At 63.4% G+C, this 20,606-nt stretch carries 20 protein-coding genes; 14 read left to right on the forward strand and 6 right to left on the reverse strand.

Going from position 1 to position 20,606, the window contains the following annotated elements:
* From AC1DEZ_RS08225 to AC1DEZ_RS08235, 3 genes are all read right to left on the reverse strand, one after another.
* The coding region (locus AC1DEZ_RS08225) for a hypothetical protein (RefSeq protein WP_476779362.1) at positions 1–254 on the reverse strand (254 nt) is incomplete at its 3' end.
* Between the two features lie 58 nt (positions 255–312).
* A complete protein-coding gene (locus tag AC1DEZ_RS08230; RefSeq protein WP_476779363.1) occupies positions 313–954 on the reverse strand; it encodes an NrsF family protein in 642 nt (213 codons plus the stop codon).
* Between the two features lie 75 nt (positions 955–1,029).
* Complete coding sequence (locus AC1DEZ_RS08235; RefSeq protein WP_476779364.1) at positions 1,030–1,614, reverse strand: sigma-70 family RNA polymerase sigma factor; 585 nt, start codon at positions 1,612–1,614, stop codon at positions 1,030–1,032.
* A 157-nt stretch (positions 1,615–1,771) separates the two neighbouring features.
* On the opposite strand from AC1DEZ_RS08235, the gene AC1DEZ_RS08240 reads away from it, so the two are divergent.
* The 6 genes from AC1DEZ_RS08240 to AC1DEZ_RS08265 all read left to right on the forward strand — a co-directional run bounded on the left by AC1DEZ_RS08240 (position 1,772) and on the right by AC1DEZ_RS08265 (position 8,055).
* Entirely contained in the window at positions 1,772–2,662 is an 891-nt protein-coding gene (locus AC1DEZ_RS08240; RefSeq protein ID WP_476779365.1) for a CE1 family esterase, read from the forward strand.
* A 71-nt stretch (positions 2,663–2,733) separates the two neighbouring features.
* Positions 2,734–4,380 carry a thiamine pyrophosphate-binding protein gene (locus AC1DEZ_RS08245; protein ID WP_476779366.1) on the forward strand — a complete coding sequence of 549 codons (1,647 nt, stop codon included), beginning with the start codon at positions 2,734–2,736 and terminating at the stop codon, positions 4,378–4,380.
* Entirely contained in the window at positions 4,380–5,576 is a 1,197-nt protein-coding gene (locus AC1DEZ_RS08250) for an OpgC family protein (RefSeq protein WP_476779367.1), read from the forward strand. Before AC1DEZ_RS08245 ends, AC1DEZ_RS08250 begins: the two co-directional genes overlap by 1 nt.
* Positions 5,577–5,647: 71 nt before the next feature.
* On the forward strand, positions 5,648–7,045 hold the full coding sequence (locus AC1DEZ_RS08255; RefSeq protein WP_476779368.1) for a tetratricopeptide repeat protein: 1,398 nt from the start codon (positions 5,648–5,650) through the stop codon (positions 7,043–7,045).
* Between the two features lie 21 nt (positions 7,046–7,066).
* Entirely contained in the window at positions 7,067–7,558 is a 492-nt protein-coding gene (locus tag AC1DEZ_RS08260; protein WP_476779369.1) for a hypothetical protein, read from the forward strand.
* On the forward strand, positions 7,558–8,055 hold the full coding sequence (locus tag AC1DEZ_RS08265; protein WP_476779660.1) for a YHS domain-containing (seleno)protein: 498 nt from the start codon (positions 7,558–7,560) through the stop codon (positions 8,053–8,055). The genes AC1DEZ_RS08260 and AC1DEZ_RS08265 overlap by 1 nt, the downstream gene beginning before the upstream one ends.
* A 95-nt stretch (positions 8,056–8,150) precedes the next feature.
* Here AC1DEZ_RS08265 and AC1DEZ_RS08270 read toward each other — a convergent pair whose 3' ends face one another.
* Positions 8,151–8,339, reverse strand: a complete 189-nt coding sequence (locus AC1DEZ_RS08270) for a hypothetical protein (protein ID WP_476779370.1) — start codon at positions 8,337–8,339, stop codon at positions 8,151–8,153.
* A 253-nt stretch (positions 8,340–8,592) separates the two neighbouring features.
* On the opposite strand from AC1DEZ_RS08270, the gene AC1DEZ_RS08275 reads away from it, so the two are divergent.
* The 8 genes from AC1DEZ_RS08275 (at position 8,593) to AC1DEZ_RS08310 (ending at position 18,614) form a co-directional block, all read left to right on the forward strand.
* Positions 8,593–11,130: an arylsulfatase gene (locus tag AC1DEZ_RS08275; RefSeq protein WP_476779371.1), complete on the forward strand. Its 2,538-nt coding sequence runs from the start codon at positions 8,593–8,595 to the stop codon at positions 11,128–11,130.
* A 720-nt stretch (positions 11,131–11,850) separates the two neighbouring features.
* Complete coding sequence (locus tag AC1DEZ_RS08280; protein ID WP_476779372.1) at positions 11,851–13,146, forward strand: tyrosine-type recombinase/integrase; 1,296 nt, start codon at positions 11,851–11,853, stop codon at positions 13,144–13,146.
* Positions 13,147–13,913: 767 nt separating this feature from the next.
* Positions 13,914–14,126 (forward strand): helix-turn-helix transcriptional regulator, encoded by a 213-nt coding sequence (locus AC1DEZ_RS08285; RefSeq protein WP_476779373.1) that lies wholly within the window; start codon positions 13,914–13,916, stop codon positions 14,124–14,126.
* 85 nt (positions 14,127–14,211) lie between these two features.
* Positions 14,212–14,778: a bifunctional DNA primase/polymerase gene (locus AC1DEZ_RS08290; protein WP_476779374.1), complete on the forward strand. Its 567-nt coding sequence runs from the start codon at positions 14,212–14,214 to the stop codon at positions 14,776–14,778.
* 29 nt (positions 14,779–14,807) lie between these two features.
* Entirely contained in the window at positions 14,808–16,739 is a 1,932-nt protein-coding gene (locus AC1DEZ_RS08295) for a DUF3987 domain-containing protein (protein WP_476779375.1), read from the forward strand.
* A 214-nt stretch (positions 16,740–16,953) separates the two neighbouring features.
* Positions 16,954–17,637 carry a hypothetical protein gene (locus AC1DEZ_RS08300; RefSeq protein WP_476779376.1) on the forward strand — a complete coding sequence of 228 codons (684 nt, stop codon included), beginning with the start codon at positions 16,954–16,956 and terminating at the stop codon, positions 17,635–17,637.
* Positions 17,634–17,963 (forward strand): hypothetical protein, encoded by a 330-nt coding sequence (locus AC1DEZ_RS08305; protein ID WP_476779377.1) that lies wholly within the window; start codon positions 17,634–17,636, stop codon positions 17,961–17,963. The genes AC1DEZ_RS08300 and AC1DEZ_RS08305 overlap by 4 nt, the downstream gene beginning before the upstream one ends.
* Positions 17,964–18,131: 168 nt before the next feature.
* Positions 18,132–18,614, forward strand: coding sequence for a hypothetical protein (locus AC1DEZ_RS08310; protein WP_476779378.1), 483 nt, complete (start codon positions 18,132–18,134; stop codon positions 18,612–18,614).
* A 6-nt stretch (positions 18,615–18,620) separates the two neighbouring features.
* Here AC1DEZ_RS08310 and AC1DEZ_RS08315 read toward each other — a convergent pair whose 3' ends face one another.
* Together AC1DEZ_RS08315 and AC1DEZ_RS08320 are read right to left on the reverse strand one after the other, a co-directional pair.
* Positions 18,621–19,013 (reverse strand): hypothetical protein, encoded by a 393-nt coding sequence (locus tag AC1DEZ_RS08315; RefSeq protein ID WP_476779379.1) that lies wholly within the window; start codon positions 19,011–19,013, stop codon positions 18,621–18,623.
* A gap of 244 nt (positions 19,014–19,257) precedes the next feature.
* Complete coding sequence (locus AC1DEZ_RS08320; protein ID WP_476779380.1) at positions 19,258–20,421, reverse strand: Fic family protein; 1,164 nt, start codon at positions 20,419–20,421, stop codon at positions 19,258–19,260.
* Positions 20,422–20,606: the final 185 nt, after the last annotated feature.

Consider the following 20,606-nt stretch of genomic DNA (forward strand, 5'->3'; position numbering starts at 1 on the left):
CTCTTTCTGTCTTCAATTTTCAAACAGCAGGGCTTCAACAAAACCGACAGAACCTCACCCGGCGAACCGGCCTCAGCCCCAGCGTCCTTAGGAAGCGCAGAAGAGGCGCCGCTCAGCGGCGGCGCCGTCTCGATGGGTGGCTTATAGGCGGAACTCGTTTTGCCTGTCAACACGTCTCGATCACGATTCTCGGATTTCTGCTTCTGCGCACATGACGGGCGCTCGCCGCAGCCCGGCCGCTGCAGGGTTTTCACCCGGCCCGGGCTGCCGGCACCCGAGATCGACCCTCCGGATAGAGCGGTGAATGGCGGCTCACCAACGCAGCAATCTGGGGAAAGTCAGCGCTCCGAGACCCGTCACCGCCGCGATCGCGATCGTATACCACGTCGCCAGGAACGGGGCGGCGTCGTCCGGGCAATGCAGACTATAGGCGATGGTGGCGAGACCGGCCGAAGCCAGGCCGGCGCAGGCTCCGGTCAGCGCGCCATCCACAGGCGCTCCACGGCGCGCCAATCCGAACAGCACGATGAGCGGCACGAGCGCATAGAGCGGAACTGCGATGAGGCAGGCGCGCCAGTAGCGCCCGAAGATCAGCGCGCTCCATTGCTCGGCGGGCGCCTGCGCCAATGTGCACAGGGCGAAGGCAATCGTGAGCAGAATCGGCAGGGCGATCAGCGGCAGATCCCGGCCTGGCCTCAGGCCGGGGCGAAGGCTGCGCTGAAACAGCGCGAGCGCAATGCTCGCGACGCTGGCGCCGAGTAACACCTTGGCGATCACGGGACCCGTGAGCCAAGCGCGGGCGAAATCCGGCCGCAAGCCGAGCGTGAGCACGACAAGCAGGGCCGTGGCCGCCAGCGCCGCCACCCCTCCGAGCCAGACGGCGCGGCGCAGCCAGGCCGTATCCACCGGCCGGTGGCTCGCGGTCATCAGTGAAATCAGGTCGTCGGTCTGCATGTCATTCCGTTCCGCTCGGACAGAAGTTCGCCCCGGGCCACCGAAAGGTTACGTGCTTGCGGCATTGCGAGGAGATCACCCCGGCCTCTCCCCCCGCCGCGAGAGAAACCTGGCCATCGCCTGCAGGCCGCGATGGATCGCGACCTTGGCGGCGGTCTCGGTCATGCACGCCGCGCGCGCTGCCTCGGCCACCGTCGCGCCCTGGAGCTTGACCCGGTCGATCAGGCCGCGCGTGCGCTCCGGCAGCGCCGCCATGGCGCGATCGAGATCGAGCCGCGCTTCCGAGGCGGCGCTGTCGGGCGGGCCGGCAAGCTGATGAGCCTCGTCGTCGAGTGGCAGGTTGCCCGCATGGCGCCCCGTTCGGCGCAGATGGTCGACGAGCTTGTATCGGGCGATGGCATGCGCCCAGGCCGTCACCGGGCTCGCCGGATCATAGGTGTGCTGCGAGAGATGGAGTGCCAGCAAGGTCTCCTGCAGCACGTCCTCGGCCTCGCTGGCCTCCGCGCGCCCGGCACGGGCCAACATCTGGTGCAGATAGCTGCGCAGCCGCGCGCTGATCGTATCGAGGAAGAGGCGGTAGGCGGCAGTGTCGCCGGCAAGGGCGGCGAGGAAAACGGGCCGGAGCTGTTTTTCGAGTTCGTCGAGCGACAAGGCTGCCACGTCTTCCCGGGAGGCCGCGAGGTCCGACCGGCTTATTCCGTCGCATGCGGATGAACGCCTCACAAGGCCGTGACCGGCCGATGAAGTGGCTCAGGCGGCCCGATACGCTCGCATCTCGGTCGGAGCGCGGACGTCCGGCATGCGCGGGAAATCCGAGATGACGCCTTCAATTCGTCTGGCCTTGCCCATCGTCTTCACGCTTCTGGCCGGCTCGTCCCCCGGGCCGCAGCCGCTTGATGGCCAGCGCGGCGGGGATGCCTGCCCGGCGGCCGACGGCTGCCAGGTGGCGAGCGGCCATTACCGTATCGTCCTGCCGCCCGGCAGCGAGACGCCGCCCACCGGTGCCATCATGTATTTCCATGGCTATCAGGGCTCGGCGGAGGAGACGATCGCCGATCCCGGCCTCGTCGCGGTCGCGCAGCGGCTCGGCGTCGCGCTGATTGCACCGGACGGCGCAGGCCGCTCCTGGTCGTATCCCGGCTCGCCCGCGCATAACCGCGACGAATTCGCCTTCGTCAGGCAGGTTCTCGACGATGCGGTGCCGCGCTTCGGCATCGATCCCCATCGCATCATGGCGAGCGGCTTCTCGCAAGGCGGCTCGATGGTCTGGTACCTCGCCTGCTGGATGCCCACGCGCTTTTCAGCCTTCGCCCCGATCGCCGGCGCCTTCTGGGAACCGCTCCCCGCGAGCTGCGAAAGCCCGCGACCGGCATTGATCCATATCCACGGCACGAGCGATGCCACCGTGCCTATGGCCGGGCGCGCGCTGCGGCAGGGCTACAGGCAGGGCGATCTCTTCAAGAGCCTCGCCATCCTCGCGCCGGCCGGCTGTACGGCAGCATGGCCTGATGCCGCCCGTGCCGGTGCCACCGGAAGCGCCCTCGCCTGCCTGCTTGCGAGCGGCTGCGGCGGCTCGGCACGGCTCGAACTCTGCCTGCATGGCGGCGGCCATATCGCCGATGCGGCCTGGGTCGAGCGGGCCTGGCGCCTGACGATGCCAGCGGGGCGAGCGCCCCTCGCCTCCGGCTCCAGGCTCACGTCTCCGTGATCATGTAACCAAGACGCTCCTCTGCGCGATCTCTCTTGCAGCGCCGCCAAGGCGCCGAGCCGGAGACGACCATGCGCCCTGTAGGGATATCGACCGCGCCGGGGGGAATTGTCCCGAGCGAATTCGTAACGGGCGCCGATCTCCTGGCCGGCCGGCTGGCCGCGGCCGGCGCGACCCACGCCTTCGGCATTCCCGGCGGCGAGGTGCTGGCTCTGGTCGACGCGCTCGAACGCGCCGGCATCCATTTCATGCTCGCCCGGCACGAGAACGCTGCCGGCTTCATGGCCGAGGCGCTCTGGCATGCGACCGGCGCCCTACCCGTTTTGGTGGCGACGCTTGGGCCCGGCGTCGCCAATGCGGTCAACGTCGTCGCCAACGCGCAGCAGGACCGGGTCCCCCTGATCTTCGTGACCGGCTGCGTCGATCAGGCGCTCGCTGAGAGCTATACCCATCAGGTTTTCGACCATCAGGCCGTGCTGCGTCCACTGGTCAAGGCAAGCTTCCGCGCCGCGCCCGGAACCGAGGATCTGGTTGCGGCAAAGGCCGTCGCCCTCGCCCGGCGCGGCCGGCCGGGACCGGTCCACATCGATCTGCCGATCGCGGTGGCGGAGGCCCGCACGCCGCTACGCAGTGCGCCGGCCATACCACCTGTCACGCCCGTGATCCCCGCCGATCTCCGGCCCGCGCTAGAGCTGATCGCTGGAGCGCAACGACCGTTGGTCATCGCCGGTCTCGACCTCGTCATCCAGAACGGCGCAGCCGCGCTCGACCGCTTCCTGACCCGCACCGGAGCGCCGCTGCTCACCACCTACAAAGCCAAGGGGCTGGTGCCGGAGGATGACGCGCGCGTCATCGGCGGCATCGGCCTCTCGCCCAAGGCCGATGCGATCGTCCGCCCCTTGATTGAAGCCGCCGATCTGATCGTGCTCGCCGGCTACGATCCGATCGAAATGCGCCAGGGCTGGCGCCAGCCYTGGCCAACCGACAAGCAGGTCGTCGATATCGTGGCCGAGCCCGTTCAGCACGGCATGCATCACTCCAGTCTGCTACTCGAAGGCGATGTCGGCGCGATCCTGACGCGGCTGACCGAGGGGCTCGAAGCGAAGACCGCCTGGCCGGGCGGCGAGCCGGCCACCATCCGACAGGCCTTCCGGACCGCCTTTGCCGCACCCGCCGACTGGTGTCCGCACGCCGTCTTCGAAACGCTGCGCCGCATCGCACCGGACGGAACGGTTGCGACCGCCGATTCCGGCGCGCACCGTATCCTTCTCAGCCAGATCTGGAGCTGCGACGGGCCGCGCCGCCTGCTGCAGTCGAGCGGGCTCTGTACAATGGGCTGCGCCCTGCCGCTGGCGACGGGCGCCGGACTCGGCACCGGTCGCCCGACCCTCTGCTTCGTCGGCGACGCCGGCCTCGAAATGGTCCTGGGCGAGTTGGCGACGCTGCGCGATCTCGGCCTGTCCGTGGTCGTCGTCGCACTTGTCGACCAGGCGCTCGGGCTGATCGCGCTGAAGCAGCGCCAGCTCGGCCTGCCGCGGGCCGGGGTCGATATCGGCGCAACCGATTTCGCCGCCGTCGCGCGGGCAATGGGCGGTCACGGCGCAACGATCGAAGATCGCGAAACCCTCGCGCGCGAAGCCGAAGCCGCGTTCCGGCGCGAGGGCTTCACGCTGCTCGCCTGCCGGATCGATGCCGAGAGCTATGAGGGGGCCTTCTGATGTCCGCGCTGGCTCCCATGGCAAAGAAGCGACCGCGCGACGAGCGGCTCGATTTCTTCCGCGGCCTGACGATGTTGATCATCTTCGTCGCGCATCTGCCGGCGAACAGCTGGAACGCCTGGATTCCCGCGCGATTCGGCTTCTCCTCGGGCGCCGAGCTCTTCGTCTTCTGCTCCGGCGTCGCCAGCGCACTCGCTTTCGGCAGCGTCTTCAAACGGCGCGGTCTGTGGCTGGGCACCGCGCGCATCGCCTTCCGGATCTGGCAGGTCTATTGGGCGCAGATCGGCCTGATCCTGTTTCTGATCGCGCTTGCGGCGGCCCTGGATCGCATTTTCGGCCTGGCCGTGCTGGCGCAGCAATTTCCCCAATTGCTCGGCGATCCCGCGCGTGCGCTTCTTGGCCTCGCGACGCTGACCTGGCAGCCGGATTATCTCGACATCCTGCCGATGTATCTCGTCATCCTGGCGCTCGTGCCGATGATGATGCTCGCACACCGCCTCCACGCCACCCTGCCGTTCCTGCTCACCGCAGCGCTCTATGCGGCGGTCTGGTCCACAGGCTTCAACCTTCCCGGCAATCCCTGGAGCGGCGCCGGCTGGTTCCTCAATCCCTTCGCCTGGCAGCTCATCTTCTTCATCGGCTTCTTCATCGCCATGAAATGGCTGCCCTTGCCGCCGCTCGGCGATCGACGGCTGATGATCGCGGCGGCGCTCTTCATCCTGCTTTCGGTGCCGCTTTCCTTCTGGGGCATCCTCGAGCATTGGCCGCTGGCGCAGGCAGCCCGCGACCTCCTCATCCCCGCCAGCGAAAAGACCGACCTGCACATTCTGCGCGTGATGCATTTCCTGGCGCTCGCCTATCTCCTGCTCAGCCTCGTCGAGCCCTGGCGCGAGCGGCTCGACAGCGGCATGGGCCGTCTCCTCATCCTGATCGGCCGGCAGTCGCTGGCCTGCTTCCTGGCGAGCGTCGTCCTGGCGCGGCTCCTCGGCGTCGTCGCCGATACGGCCGGCCGCAGCGAACCCCTGGTGGCGCTGCTCAATCTCGCCGGCTTCGCGCTCATTCTCGCCACCGCGCTCACGGTCGGCTGGTTCAAAAGCGCGCCCTGGGCCGGCCCGGCAGCGAGCTTCGCTCCGGCGCCAACGAGCACCTCTGCCGCCGGCGCCGCGCCGACAACACGGGTCCGTGAAGCGAGTTGAACGCCGTTTGATCGGCGCGCTGCGAACTCCCTGAAGAACGCCCCTCGCGGGGCGCCGCAATGGAGCAGCCCATGTCCTACACCACGCATCACGACCTCTCCGGCGACCCCATCAGCGTCGCCAGCGACGCCGCTCGTGCCGCCTGGAACGATACCCTCGAAGCGCTCATGGCCCATGCCGCCTCGACGCCCGAGCATCTCGCCCGGACCCTGGCGGCCGACCCCGATTTCGCACTCGCCCACGCCGCCAAAGGGTTGATGCTGCTCTCGCTGGCCCGCGCCGAGCTGGTGCCTCCGGCACGTGACTGCCTCGCAAGAGCGCAGGCGGCGACACGCCTGCGCCCGGCGACGCGGCGCGAGATGATGGTCGTCGAGGCGCTGGCGCTCTGGCTCGGTGACGCCCCGCGCCAGGCCGCAGAGCTGTTGGAGTCGATCCTCCATGCCCACCCGCTCGATGTGCTGGCACTCAAGCTCTCGCACGGGCTGCGCTTCATGCTGGGCGATCAGGCGCAGATGCTCGCGAGCCTGCGCCTGGTCGCGCCGGGCTTCAGCGAAACCCATCCGCTCGCAGGCTTCGTCCATGGCTGCCACGCCTTCGCGCTTGAGGAGCAAGGCTTCTACGCCGAGGCCGAGCGCGCCGGCCGCCGCGCCGTCGCCTTGAGCCCCCGCGATGCCTGGGGCCGCCACGCCGTAGCCCATGTCCTGGAGATGACCGGGCGTGTCGACGAGGGCATCGCCTGGCTCGGTGACGGACACAGCGTCGCTCATGCCAATAATCTGCGCTTCCATATCTTCTGGCATCTCGCCCTGTTCCGGCTGGAGCGCGGCGAAAGCGGCGAGGTGTTGCGGCTATATGACGAGCAGATCCGGGCCGAGCCGACAGACGATTACCGCGACATCGCCAACGGCGCCTCGCTGCTGGCACGGCTCGAATATGCCGGCATCGATGTCGGAGATCGCTGGGAGGAGCTGGCGGCGAAGGCCGAAGGACGTGTCCATGACGGGCGCCTCGTCTTCGCCGATCTGCATTATGCGCTTTCGCTGCTCGGCGCCGGCCGCGCCGACGGAGCCGAGGCGATCGCCCGCAGTCTGATCGAGGATGCAAAAGCCCATCCCAGCGGCGAACGGCGCGATGCGGCGCGCAACGGCGCCCTTGCCGCCTTCGGGCTGATCGCCTTCCATGAGGGTGATTATGAAGAGGCCGCTCGCCTGCTCGCCAGCGCCCGGCGCGGGCTCACCGCCATCGGCGGCAGCCATGCCCAGCGTGACCTGTTCGAGCAGGCCTATGCCGAGAGCCTGATCCGCGCCGGCCAGCATGACCGTGCCGCCGATGTCCTCGACGAAAGGCTGGCGCGACGGGGCGGCGCGAACCGCTTCGCCACGCGGCGGCTGGCGCAGCTGCGCAGCCGTGGCGTCGGACGCCTGGCCGTGCTCGCCGTCGCCTCCACACCCCTCGCAATCGCCCATTGAACACAAGAAAGGACGACAGCCATGACAACCGCAGCCATGACCCACGGCTTCGCATTGCCCTCGACCCGCACCGTGATCAACCTCGCCCTCGGCGGATTCGCCGGCCTCGGTTTCTGGGAATTGTTCTCGGCCGTGCCCACCGCCTGGCTCGCCGAATTTCCGCTGGAGCCGCCGGAGCTGGTGAAGTCACTGTTCTACCACCAGCTCGGCCTGACGATCTCGACCCCGACCGCCAAGCTGCTGCACTTCACGACCGGATTCCTGTTCTATCCGCTGGGCTACTGGGTGCTGACACGCCGGGTGAAGAGCTTCGGCATGCCGGCAGACGGCTGGATCTGGGGCGTGATCACCTATTTTATCGCGCTCGCCTTCTTCGCGCCGCTGGCCGGGCAGCATTTCCTGCTGAACGACGTGCCGCGCCTCTCCTTCATGAGCCTCGTCGGCCACGCGATCTACGGTTACCTTGCGGCCTATGTCTTCGAGGCGCTCGAGGCTCGGGAGAGCAGGGCGTGATGGAAGAATTCCTGTTGAGCAGGCGCGGCCTGCTCATCCTTGCCACAGGCTCGGTTGGCCTGCCGACCCGAGCGCTGGCTGCCGAACCAGATCGAACCAAGACAACGCCCGTCAACACATTGGGGTCGGACGAGGCCTTCGCGATCCGCGGCTACGATCCGGTGGCCTATTTTCGCGAGGGCGCGCCTCGACTGGGCCTCGCCGAGCATGCCCTGATCCGGGACGAGGCAGTCTGGCGCTTCGCCAGCGCCGAGAACAAGGCGCTGTTCAAAGACGATCCGCAGCGCTATCTGCCGGCCTATGGCGGCTTCTGCGCCTATGGCACGTCGCGCGGCTATCTCGTCAAAATCGAGCCGGAGGCCTGGTCGATCGTCGGCGGCCGACTCTTCCTGAACTACGACCTCGACACGCGTAGCACCTGGCTCTCCGACACCGAGGCTTACATCACGCGCGCCGACAGGTTGTGGCCGGGGCTTTCGGACCGCGACATCCGCTGAGTTGCGCAGGGCTGCAGAACGCAGCCCCCGCCGGGTGCAATACGAGGTATCCGGCGGGGCATTTTTTTGACGCCTTGCGCCGACAAGAATTCAGCTCAGGCGCTCCGCGCCGTCTGATCGAAGAGGATCTTCTTGCCTTCCTCCGTCACCGCGGGCCGCGACGAAAGGGACCCGCCCTTCGCATAGGCGGCGATCGTCGCCTCGGCGAAGGGCGGGGCCGAGCGGTATAGCTTGCCGTTTGCCCGGATCGCGACCGCGCCGGGGAGCAGGATTATGTTCGGCACGCCCAAGAAAGAGGCGGAGACGGGCTCGTCCGGGTATTCTCGACAAAGGCGCCGGGGATGCCGAAACCAAAGATGGGCCCGGTACGGACCAGTGCGGTTTTCGAAGAGAAAGACAGCGACCGCCGTTTGTCTTTCAATTCGGTTTCCCCTGGGATAACTTAGCGTATTGGCCGGCGGCGTTACGCGTCCGTGAAGAGTTCGCAAGCAGTCAATTCAAATTTTCTCGAACCAGCTGCGTTTCAGGAGGCGATCGATGACTTGTCTCTCGAATTGGCATGGCGGATCCGTCTCGCGTGGGTTGCTCACATCGCTCTTGTTGCTACCATTGAGTGTATTGAGCGCCCATGGACAGCAGGCCACGGGGGTGCCGGGTTCGCCCAGCGCCACGACGACGATCGACGGAAAGCAACTCCCGCCCCCCGACCCGAAGTTCGGCGGCGTGATCAAGGACGACGCGCTGCAGTCGAAGCCATGGTGGGCGCCGCGCGTGGTCCCGCCCAAGAACGCGCCAAACGTGCTTCTGATCATCACGGACGACGCCGGCTTCGGCGTGCCGAGCACCTTCGGCGGCGTCATCCCGACCCCGACCATGGACCGGATCGCGAATGAGGGCCTGCGCTACAACCGCGTCTTCTCCACTGCGTTGTGCTCGCCGACCCGTGCTGCGCTTATCACCGGGCGCAATCATCATTCGGTCGGTTTCGGCGTGATCTCCGAGCAGTCAACCGGCTTCCCCGGCTACAACAGCATCATCGGCAGAGACAAAACGACGGTGGGCCGGACCCTGCTCGACAACGGCTACGCCACGTCGTGGTTCGGCAAGGATCACAACACGCCCGCCTTCGCGGCAAGCCAGGCCGGTCCGTTCGACCAATGGCCGACCGGGATGGGCTTCGAATATTTTTACGGTTTCGTTGGCGGCGACGCGAACCAGTGGGCGCCAAATCTCTTCCGCAACACGACGCAGATCTACCCCTTCCAGGGGAAGCCGCCCGGTACTTGGAACCTTGTCACCGCGATGGCCGACGACGCCATCGACTGGATGACGCGATTGCACCAGACCGATCCGTCGAAGCCCCTCTTCATCAAATACGCGCCTGGCGCCACGCATGCGCCGCACCATCCAACCAAGGAGTGGGTGGACAAGATCAGCGCGATGCACCTGTTCGATGACGGCTACGAGAAGCTGCGCGAGCGCATCCTGGAGAACCAGAAACGGCTTGGCGTGGTCCCGAAGGACACGAAGCTGGCGCCTTGGCCGGCAGAGATGCTGAAGCCCTGGAACCAGTTGAGCGCCGACGAGAAGAAGCTCTTCATCCGCCAGGTCGAGGTTTTCGCCGCCTACGCTGCCTATAGCGACCATGAGATTGGCCGCGTGATCCAGCACTTCCAGGATCTTGGCCGGCTCGATAATACGCTGGTCATCTACATCAACGGCGACAACGGCACCAGCGCCGAGGGCGGACCGCTCGGCACGCCAAATGAAGTGGCGTTTTTCAACGGCCTCAATGAATTGCCCGTCGATGTGCAGATGAAGTTTTACGACGTCTGGGGCACCGAGCAGACGTACAACCACATGTCGGCCGGCTGGTCGTGGGCATTTGACACGCCGTTCGACTGGTTCAAGCAGAATGCCTCCAGGCTGGGGGGCATCAACCAGAACATGGTGGTGTCATGGCCGGCGCGCATCAAGGACAAGGGCGCACTGCGCCAACAGTTTGTCCACGTAATCGACGTCGTGCCGACGATCCTCGAGGCCGCCGGCATCCGTGCGCCCGCAATGGTCGATGGCATCAAGCAGGCACCGATCGAGGGGACAAGCTTCGCCTACACCTTCGACGCGGCAAGCGCGAAGGCCGCCTCGCGCCACAAGACCCAGTATTTCGAGATGTTCGGGCAATGGGCGCTGTATGACGAGGGTTGGATGCTTTCCACCAAGGTCAACCGCGCGCCGTGGCAGGCTTTCGGCCCGGCGAACCCGGATCCGCTCAACAATCAGGTCTTCCAGCTGTACAATCTGAACAAGGATTTCAGCCAAACCGACGACATCGCGGCGCAGAACGCGCAGAAGGTGAAGGAGATGCGGCAAAAATTCCTCGCGGAGGCCAGGAAGTACCAGGTCTTCCCGCTTGATGCGTCGGTCGCAGCCCGCATCGTCGCGCCGCGACCGAATATCAGCGCCGGCCGCACCGAGTTCGTCTACACGCGGCCGATGACGGGACTGCCGCAGGGCGACTCTCCGTCGCTCCTCAACACCTCCTACACGATCACCGCCGACATCGACGTGCCGCAGGGCGGCGCCGAAGGGATGATCCTGACCTCGGGAGGCCGTTTCGGCGGCTATGGCTTCTACCTGCTGCAGGGCAAGCCGGTTTTCCTGTGGAACATGGTCGACCTGGAGCGGATCAAATGGGAAGGGCCGGACGCGTTGTCGCCCGGCCGGCACACGGTCGAGTTCGACTTCAAATACGACGGCATCGGTGACGGTACGCTCGCGTTCAACAATTTCAGCGGTCTCGGCCAGCCCGGCACCGGCACGCTCAAGGTCGACGGCAAGGAGGTCGCAGCGAAGCGAATGCCGAAGACGCTGCCGATGATCCTGCAGTGGGACGAAAGCTTCGACATCGGCTCCGACACGCTCACCGGCGTCAACGATGCCGACTACAAGCCCCCGTTCCCGCTGACGGCCAACCTCAACAAGCTGACGATCAAGGTGGACCGCCCGCAACTTACACCCGCGGACATCAAGAAGCTCCAGGCTGGGATGCAGGAGAAGGCCACGGCCGATTGATCTCACGGCGGCCGGGCACCCGGGGTGTGCCCTCAAAGCAAAGCCCGCGTCCCAGGGTCGCTCGGGCGAAAGGAGCCTTGACCGCTATCGCGATAGGCGAAGGTCGACGACCCGCACTCGTTAATGTCGAAACGGGACCGACTGCGCATCAAGAGGGGAGGTCTGCTTTCGCGAAGACCCGGTTTCTGCTTCGCCCGGCAGGATGCGGCAAGTGACACGGCGGACGTCCACCAAGGCGGTCGTTTTGGTTTGGCAAGAACTCAGGGGCGCGCTGCGCCATTGGGCTAGTCCGCTATCGCGGCAAGGGAGTCGACGAGAGGCCAAGCGCACAACCCGCCAGCGTCGTTCAGCACCATCGGTGCCCTTAATCATGAAGTAGCGGTTGGGCCCGCGGCGCCGTTCTGCGTTGGCAAGAAGACCAGCCGCGACTAACCTGCCTAGCTAATGGGCGCACTATCTCTGACTGAGAGCCGGATTATATGCGACCAGTCGCACCAATGGCGACTTACAAGAAAAATGGCGCGCCCGAAAGGATTCGAACCTCTGACCCTCAGATTCGTAGTTTCAGGGCGTTAGTTTCCGCGGATAGTCTCAGAGCGCCGCCAGCTTACCAAGCCATTGTGAGCCCTACGTTTACGCCCTATCATGTTTCCGCTAGCGCTCTGTAGCATGGCGAGTGCGTGGCGACCCGGTGGCGACCCTCCCGCGAAGGAGCGCAATATGACATCTGTCAAACTGACAAAACGCGTGGTTGACGCCGCCGAACCACGGGTGGCTCGTTACGTCGTTTTCGACAGCGAGATTCGAGGCTTTGGCCTGCGCGTTTTCCCTTCGGGAAGCAAATCCTGGATCTTCGAGTATCGAGCAGGAGAAGGCGGCCGCCGCGCTGCAAAGAAGCGTATGACGATCGGGGCGGCTCACGAGTTCACGCCTGACGAAGCCCGAAAGATCGCCGACAAGCTGCGGGCACGCGCGAAGGTGGGTGAAGACCCCGCCAAGGCCAAGAGCGACCACCGGACTGCGCTAACGGTCGCAGAAGTGTCGGCGATATTCCTGCGCGACCACGTTGCGGCCAAGCGCAAAGGCCGGACTGAAGCGCATTACGCGGATATCTTGAACCGTATTGTCGTGCCTGCGATCGGCAGTTTGAAGGCGAAGGATGTGACACGGGCGGATATCGCTCGGCTTCACCTTTCTTGGAAGCGCACGAAGTTCCAGGCCAATCGTATGCTGGCGGTGGTCGGCTCGATGTTCAGTTTTGCCTCGAGCACCGGGCTGGTACCTCAAGGGACAAATCCAGTTCAGGGTGTCGAGAAATATCCGGAGCATCGGCGGGAGCGCTTCCTATCGTCGGTCGAGCTCGCTCGCCTAGGCGATGCTATTCGAGAGGCAGAGACTACAGGCATCCCCTGGCAGGTGGATCCGGAGAAGCTGGGGAAGCATCTTCCAAAGGGCCAGCGTGCGACCGTTATTGGCGAGCACGCCGCAGCGGCAATCCGACTCCTCCTTTTCACCGGTGCCCGGCTGCGGGAAGTCCTTCACCTTCAATGGCAGCATGTTGATGCTGAGCGCGGGCTCTTGCTGCTGCCCGATTCCAAAACCGGCCAGAAGGCTGTCGTTTTGAACGCTCCCGCAATGGCTGTGCTGACAAATCTCAAGCCCGTCGGACGATATGTCATCGCCGGGGAGAGCGCGGGGGCTGAAGATGAAAAGCCGCGATCGGATTTGAAGCGTCCATGGACGGCAGTATCTAAGCGGGCAGGGCTGACCGGCGTCCGCATCCACGACATCCGCCACACCTTCGCATCATTCGGAGCGGGCGGAGGGCTTGGCCTCCCGATAATTGGGAAACTGCTAGGTCACGTTGAAGCCCGGACAACACAGCGCTACGCCCATCTGGACAATGACCCTTTGCGGCGTGCGGCCAATTCCATTGGCGCTTCTGTCGCGAGTGCGCTCGGCGAGAGCGACCTTGGCGCGGAAATCGTAGCGTTTCCTCGACGGGCTGTGCCGTGAGCGGCTCCCGCGACATCGCTCGACGAGCTTGGTGGACGCGCAATCAAGGCCTTGCTTGGATAATGCATCGCACCGAAGTCGCCGTTGGGAAAGATGGCCCATTCGCTGCCGAGCACGAAAGTAATGCGCTTCCTCCTATCAGCCCAGCAGCCTTGGCGGCGCTCACTGAAGCACTTGATCGCCCATACCCGCGATATGGACGGTTCGTCGTTGACCCGGTTGACGCGGTGGCAGCACTCGACGCGGAAATCGCATGCGGACATGTCCGCGAAAGCCCGCACGGCGAACTTCGCAGCGCCGACATTCGGGCGCTCTGGCCCAATGCGGGTCCAGGCAATGCGCATAAACGTCATCTGGAACAAGAGCACGTTGACAGGCTGGCTAGGGCAATTCGACAGACACCAAAGCCACAGGGGCTGAACCCGCGAATTGATCTGCTTCAGGCTCTAGCCATTGGCATTGGGTCCGAAGACCGTGAGATGATTGTGAGACGCCTCTTCACCGAGGGGCGCGACATAGCCATCGGATCGATCGCGCTTAGCTGCTGTAATTGCTCAATGGACAGCCGACCGAATTGCCGCGCCTCCGATCTGTGCATTTCTGCGGGCGAGGCGGACCGACAGAGAGCTAACGTTGACACCTGGTTCAAAAGGGGTCGCCCGCGGATGCGGTGAGCCTGCCAATTAAACCCCGCAATTTCCGGCGGTCTCCCGGTGTCTCCTTTGAATGCGCGCTGTCTCCCGGCGCCCGTTCACAGGAGAGCGACATTGAATACCAACTCCGATTATATCGACACCCGCTCGGCCGCCGCATTTGTGTCGATGGGTGAAAGCACGCTCGAGAAGCTTCGTCTGACGGGCGGTGGCCCCAGCTACTGCAAAGTCGGCCGGCGCGTTCTCTATGAGGTAGCGGATCTGCGCGCTTGGCTCGCGGCCAGTAAGCGCCGATCGACTTCCGATCACGCACTCGAGGCCGCCTGAACCGCCCCCGTCACATGCCCGCGCCGGAGCAAAAATGCCCGGCGCCGCCAGCACGCGGACACCGGGCAAAATTTAGGCTTTGCAGATGAATAATAAACCAGATTTGCCCTCATCGGCAACAATAATCCCGTATCGCAAAAGCTTTTTGTCGAGCGGAAGCGATCTGAATGCCATCGCAGTGGCGCTTTATGAGCAAGCGTTGCTGTTGGCTTCGTGGGGATTACCAGTGTTTCCCCTCAAGTTCGGAGCGAAGACACCTGCCTTACAAAATTTCAGTTCAAGGGCGAGCTGCTGCCCTGATGCGATCAGGAACATGTGGTTCCCGCCTATGGAGAACAGCCCCGCGCCGTTCAACATTGGTATTGCGACAGGCAATGGCCTTTTCGTCGTGGATATCGATGACAAGAACGGCAAGCGGGGGAGCGATTCTTGGGCCGCGTTAGAACGGCAGCACGATGCTTCACCACCAACTTTCACCGTGAGAACCCCTTCGGGAGGCCGTCATCTCTATTTCAGGGCTGATCCAGACCTTTGGATCCCGAATTCGGCAGGCAAACTTGGCGTCGGCATCGATATCCGCGGAGAGGGTGGCTACGTTGTAGGGCCCGGATCTGTTCTCGATGGCAGGCAGTATGTTCGGGAGCTGAACTGATGGTTCCTCGAGAAGCGTCGGCGCCCCGCATGCCCGCCTTGCGATCCGATTGGCTATTGCCTTTGGTGACCGGCATCAGGCCGCGTAAAGCCGACGCCATCGAGATGCTCGATGGCGTCGACGAGGACAACGCCAGGGTCCGCGCGATCGCATGGCTGCTCAACCACGCCGAGCTCTCAATCGAAGGTGATGGCGGCGACGACACGGCTTATCGCGTCGCGGCCAGGGTGATGGACTTCGGGCTTTCGCCGGATGATGCGCTCGGCCTCATGCTCGAGCACTGGAACGATCGCTGCGAGCCGCCATGGGAAACCGAACAACTCGAGACCATCGTCAACAACGCGGCGCAATACCGCCAGAAGCCGATTGGGGCCGAAAGCGCGGATGTCGAGTTTGAGGACGTCAGCGCAGAGGTTGCGCAGGCAGAAACCGGGGCGAACTCAGGCCACGAGTGGAGGCAACCGCAGAACCTCTGGGAGGACGCGTCCAAGTCCGGTGCTCCGCCGGATATGCACGACGACCTTTACCCGCCCTCGGTCCAAGGCTGGGTGGACGACGAAGCCGAGCGAAAGGGTGTTTTCCGGGGAGCTGTCTCGACTATGGCACTGGTGATGTTCGCCGGCAGCATCTCCGCGCGGTACCAAGTGCAGGTCCGGCAGAAAGATACCGGCTTCAAGAACCGGCCCACGGTATGGGCGATGGCCGTAGGTGGCCCTGGCTCAGGCAAGAGCCCGAGTCAAAGCGCGGCGATGGAGCCGCTCAAGAAGGTCGAACGCGAGCGCCTCCGCAGGTTTCGCGACGAGATGCGAATCTACAGCGCCGCGCAGAAAGCGGAGAAGGGCAAAGCGTCTTCGGTCAGCGTCGACGACCCGGCCAAGCCCCGCAACCGGTGTCGTGTGCTGCAGGATGCGACCGCGGAGGCCGTCGTTGGCCGCGAGGCGCAGAGCGGCCACGGAGTGACGATCGCGCTCGACGAGCTCGACAGCTTCTTCGGCAGCTTTGACGCTTACCGGAGCGGAAAGAGTAGCAAGGACGCTCCGTTTTATCTCGCAGGCAAGAACGGCGAGCCCTGGGAGGTCAGCCGCGTCTCGCGCGACGCCGTCAGCACCGATCTCCACGCTGTCAACATCTTGGGTGGGATCCAACCAAGTGTCGCCCACAAGGTTGCCGGCGCTATGGGCGGCAACGGTATGCTGCAGCGTTTTCTCATCTGTCACATGGGGAAGTCACGTAGGGCGCCAGACCGTGCGCCCGACGAGCGGCTGGCGGCGGTGGTGGATAAGGCCGTGCGGACGCTGTCAGAGCTTGAGCCGGACAGCACGTCGGCCTTCAAGATGCACCCCGATGCAGACCTATACCGCGGGCGGATAGTCGATTTTGTCGAAGAGCATATAGCTCAGGGTGACTTGCCGATCGGGCTCCGTGGCTGGCTGGACAAGATGGAAGGCGAGTGGGCGCGCATCGCCCTCATCCTTCATCTGGTCGAGTGGGCCGCGAGCAGCGAGGCGCTGTTCGACGACGCTCCCCACGTAATCTCGCCCGAAACGGCGCAGCGCGCCGAACGCTTCCTGCTTGGCTACCAGTGGGAGCAGCAGCGCTTCTTCTACGAGCGCGTTATCGGAGACAGCGCAGCGCCTTCGGACGCGGCGCGCAAGATCGCCGACCACATCCTGGCGCACGAGCGGCGCGAGATCGCCAATCGCGACATTATCCAGGGCGTCAGATCGATTGAGGATCGCTTCGAACGCGCCGCTGCAATGGTGGTGCTCGAGCGCGCCGGATGGGTGCGGCCGATTCCGCCTCTCAAGGGCGGGGGTGCAATTCGATGGACCATCAACCCCGCAGTCCACGAGCTTTTCTCTGCGCGCGCCGTCGAGGAGGCGCAGCGCAAGTTCGCCGCTCGCAGCGCCATCATTGAGACGGGCGCCGAACGGCGCGCGGCAGCGATGACGGGGGCGTAGCCATGGGGATGCGGGAAATGTTGCAAATGTTGCTTGCGCGCGCGGGGAAGACCGAGCGAGCCCGAATATTCAAATCAGAGGGAAAAACAGAAAATAATAAAAAGGGGAAAAATGCCTTCGTGTGCTCCATTTTTTTCATCGCGCGCACGCAAGCAACATTTGCAACATTTAGTCGGACGCTACCCGTGGCCTCGCGACTGGGGGGATCGCGCCGATGACGTTTCGCGTCGAAGCAAATCTTCGGCTGTCTGGCATGCGGCCGATGTCGAAGGCGGCCCCTGTGAAGTCGCCAATGAGCGACGCAGTTCGTATCGGCACGGAACGATTCGCGATCGGAGACGCTTTCCTGTCGCTAGGGCAGCAGTTCTCCTGCGAAGGGTGGCGTCGCGCCGACACCCCTCTGCATTTTTCCGTCAGGGAGTACGAGTTGCAGACGCACTGCTGCGATTGCAGGAACGGCTTCAGCCAGTACGCGACTCGAGCGCAGATCCGACGTGATAAACTTCGCAGGCGCTGCGACGATTGCAAGAGACCCGGCAGCATTACCAGGCCGGTACGAGCGTGGCGGGTGGCTATGGCTCCGCAGTGGGCAGAAGAAGCCCGCCAGAAGGCCGCTCAGGTGCGCCAGAAGGCCGCTCAGGTGCGCCAGGAGGCGGAGACTGCAGGGCGTCGCAAGCTCATCGAACTGCGCCTCCGCCGCATCCAGAAGCTCGCCGAGGCGACCGGGCGGCCTGTGCCTCCGAACATCTGCCTTGGCGATCTTCTGCGGGCCGAGCAGCGACACATTAAGAAGACATGGGTGGCCTACCAGCGCACGGCCAAGATGCTCGGCGTCCCTGTTGCGGAGGTGGCGAAGATGTATGCTGCGCGGAGCGTCAAGGGGGAGTCAAAATCTTGAAAATCGTGGTGCTCGCCTTGTTGGCTCTCGCCGTGCTCGGTGCTCCTGGTGCGATCGTTCTATTGAATTATCTCGGAGACGCCGATTTCCGTAGAGGCGTCAATTTGGAGCGAATGGCGACAGCCTGCGTGGGCCGCTACGCAATCGATATTGTGACGGTCTCATATGGCGCCCCGATCCGTGATGTTTGCGAATGCGCGCTCATTGAGATTGCGCGTTCGGGATATGCCGATCAGGTCATGCCAATTGCTCGTCTGGATCGCGCAGGTGGCTTGGGCGTCATGATTGGAAGCTGCCGGGATCGGCTGAAGCAGGTTCCCGCATAGGTCCATCCGGGTGGCGGATGCGTTTTAGGCCCCCAGCCCGGCTAGGCCCCAAAATTGCCCGTTTCGACGCCTGAAGACGATCCGAACCACGGGTAGTTCTAGCAAAATTGTTTCGGACCCGTTATGATTTAACCTGGTGGTTAAGTGTCTTGATCGGAGTTCCTAAAAATGCCTCGTCCCCCGAGCCGAACCGGCCTCGACGATGCGACGCAGCGCGAGCTCTGTTGGTGGATTGCGAAGGGCTGCAGTCCCGAGGAGGCTTCGAAGCGAGCAGGCCTGCCCAACTCGGTTCGGACTTATAATTTCGCCAAGACGCAGGAGTTTTCACTCGTCCTTCGGCAGTCGCTGTCGAAGTATCTGGCCGATGACCTGGCGCCCAAAGCCATCAAGGTTCTGAGCGAGATCATGCTCGACGAGAAGGTCGCCGGCCGCGTCCGCGTGGATGCCGCCAAGGCCGTGCTTGATCGTGCCGGTTTCTCGTCCGCGGCCAAGCCGTCGGGGCCGGACGACCGGCTGTTGAGCCAGTACACCATCGAGGAGCTCGAGCGCCTCGTCGTCACGCTTGAGGAGAAGCGCGCGCTAGAGGAGGGGAGGCAGATCGACGGCGAGGCGGTCGAGGTAGACAGCGAGGATCTCGACCCGTTGGCATGAGGCCGGTCAGCCGAAGATCCTGTTGAGGAAACGTTGATCGGCGATAGAGGCCTGCATGCGCTGCAGCCTAAACGCCATGAACTGCTCAGCGGCCGCGGTTCCGAGGGCCTGCTCGACGTCGCGGAAAGCCTCCTGCTCCCGATCCAGCGCGCGTTTCACGAACCAGCCCGTGATGGACTGTTGCGCCTGCACGATGGCGAGGGCGGCGCCGAATGCCATAAAGACCGTCGCCCAAGCGATGAAGGTTCGATCGGTCTCGCGGAGCTTGCCATTGAAGCCGGCGAGCCAGGCGAAGAACTCGTTATCCCAGGCAATCTCATAGGCGATGGCCACGCCGCCGCCGAAGATGGCAATGGCGACGAAGAGTGTCACAAGCGTGAGCAACTGGCCGCCAGTCATAGCTCTCTCCCAATGAGGTCCGTAGCGATTCTGACCTGCCGCAGCGTAGTGCGCAACGCTTTTAGATTAGAATGCTTTGCGCCCGCTGCTACCAACTCAGATGATTGTCTCGCTCGAGGCGCAGCTCCAGTGCCGCATGTTGATCGACACCGTTGCGATTGACGGGAAGGCCCTGGCCGATACCTGGCGCGTGACGGGGATCACGCGGAATGGCTGAGGCTAAATTCGAACCTGCGTCACTTGTTTATCGGAGGCCAGAGAACAAATTCACATAAGGCTGATACAAGAAAACGCGATTTCGAGACTGTCCGGTTATCTCTGTAAGAATTCCGGCATTCACCATTCTGTCGATGGTAGAATTTGCATTTGGAAAGCTTACATTCATGAGGTCTTTAGCGTCGTTCACAGTTACAGTCGGCCTCTTATATAAATGCTCAAGCAGGCGACTTGCTCTCCCCGCTGACGCGCCGAAATTTTCTATTATTTCTGATCGGTGCTCTTCTCGTAGCAATACGATTTCACGTGCAGTCTCAGTCGCTTGCTTAGCTACGTTGGCAACGCCGCGAAGGAAAAACTTAAGCCAATTTTCCCAATCGCCTTTGTCGCGCGTCGCTTGAAGTCGCTCGTAATACTCTGACCGGTTTTGTTTGAAAAAATGCGAAAGATACAAAACAGGCTTGTGCAGTAATCCCCGGTGGCAGAGGTAAAACGTAATCAGGAGACGTCCTACACGGCCGTTGCCGTCAAGGAAGGGGTGTATGGTCTCAAATTGCGCATGAGCGAGTCCAATACGAATTAGCGGTGGGACATGGTCGTCTGCGTGAAGGAATTTTTCCAAATTACTGAGCACTTCCGCGACTTCCTGTGGCGGAGGTGGAACGAAAACTGCCGTATTAAGAGTGCTGCCTTGCGGACCAATCCAGTTTTGACTCCGGCGAAGCTCGCCGGGCGTGAGCTTCGACCCTCGAACATCCTTCAGTAGCCGCTCGTGAATTTCTTGGATTAGCCTAACGGACAGAGGGAGTGTCTCAAGGCGCGATAACCCGTAATTCATAGCCCTCACATAATTCAGGACTTCATCTACATCCTTCGGCGCTTGCGCATCAAACACGTCGGCTTCTGCCTTTAGCAGATCGTTTATCGAGGCCTGCGTTCCCTCGATTTCGCTCGATAGCACCGCCTCTTTTCGCACATACATGAAGACGAAAAGATCCGGATTGGGTAAGGTTTGGATGGATCCTTCCAAGCGGCCCAGTTCCCGCACAGCCTCCGAGTGCAATGCTTGCATCTCTAGGTCGAAGACAATTTCGGGATCGGGTGGCAGTGGGCGGGGGATAAAGGCGCGATATCCCGTGGATTGCTTGACGTAGCGCCCGGAACGGCCGGCTGGAATTTCGGTATCAGACATTAATTTATAGCCCCATATTATCGTTCCCTGATAACATGACTCCTATTTTATGGCCATATTTATGGCACTCGATAATATGGAATTTCGGAAGGCCCTTCGCGATTTTAATATCGGATTTTGTAGAGCCGCATATTACGCGCCGCTGTTAACAAGCACGACGTCCGCAGCTCTTATTAAAATCGGAA

It is taken from the genome of Allobosea sp. 10L422 (assembly GCF_056395345.1).

What these genes read in the sequence shown, in the direction of transcription:
- AC1DEZ_RS08230 (WP_476779363.1), bottom strand. Translation starts at nt 954, where the DNA reads ATGCAGACCGACGACCTGATTTCACTGATGACCGCGAGCCACCGGCCG.
- AC1DEZ_RS08320 (WP_476779380.1), bottom strand. Translation starts at nt 20,421, where the DNA reads ATGTCTGATACCGAAATTCCAGCCGGCCGTTCCGGGCGCTACGTCAAG.
- AC1DEZ_RS08280 (WP_476779372.1), top strand. Translation starts at nt 11,851, where the DNA reads ATGACATCTGTCAAACTGACAAAACGCGTGGTTGACGCCGCCGAACCA.
- AC1DEZ_RS08300 (WP_476779376.1), top strand. Translation starts at nt 16,954, where the DNA reads ATGACGTTTCGCGTCGAAGCAAATCTTCGGCTGTCTGGCATGCGGCCG.
- AC1DEZ_RS08255 (WP_476779368.1), top strand. Translation starts at nt 5,648, where the DNA reads ATGTCCTACACCACGCATCACGACCTCTCCGGCGACCCCATCAGCGTC.
- AC1DEZ_RS08250 (WP_476779367.1), top strand. Translation starts at nt 4,380, where the DNA reads ATGTCCGCGCTGGCTCCCATGGCAAAGAAGCGACCGCGCGACGAGCGG.
- AC1DEZ_RS08290 (WP_476779374.1), top strand. Translation starts at nt 14,212, where the DNA reads ATGAATAATAAACCAGATTTGCCCTCATCGGCAACAATAATCCCGTAT.
- AC1DEZ_RS08315 (WP_476779379.1), bottom strand. Translation starts at nt 19,013, where the DNA reads ATGACTGGCGGCCAGTTGCTCACGCTTGTGACACTCTTCGTCGCCATT.
- AC1DEZ_RS08265 (WP_476779660.1), top strand. Translation starts at nt 7,558, where the DNA reads ATGGAAGAATTCCTGTTGAGCAGGCGCGGCCTGCTCATCCTTGCCACA.
- AC1DEZ_RS08275 (WP_476779371.1), top strand. Translation starts at nt 8,593, where the DNA reads ATGACTTGTCTCTCGAATTGGCATGGCGGATCCGTCTCGCGTGGGTTG.
- AC1DEZ_RS08240 (WP_476779365.1), top strand. Translation starts at nt 1,772, where the DNA reads ATGACGCCTTCAATTCGTCTGGCCTTGCCCATCGTCTTCACGCTTCTG.
- AC1DEZ_RS08295 (WP_476779375.1), top strand. Translation starts at nt 14,808, where the DNA reads ATGCCCGCCTTGCGATCCGATTGGCTATTGCCTTTGGTGACCGGCATC.
- AC1DEZ_RS08260 (WP_476779369.1), top strand. Translation starts at nt 7,067, where the DNA reads ATGACAACCGCAGCCATGACCCACGGCTTCGCATTGCCCTCGACCCGC.
- AC1DEZ_RS08310 (WP_476779378.1), top strand. Translation starts at nt 18,132, where the DNA reads ATGCCTCGTCCCCCGAGCCGAACCGGCCTCGACGATGCGACGCAGCGC.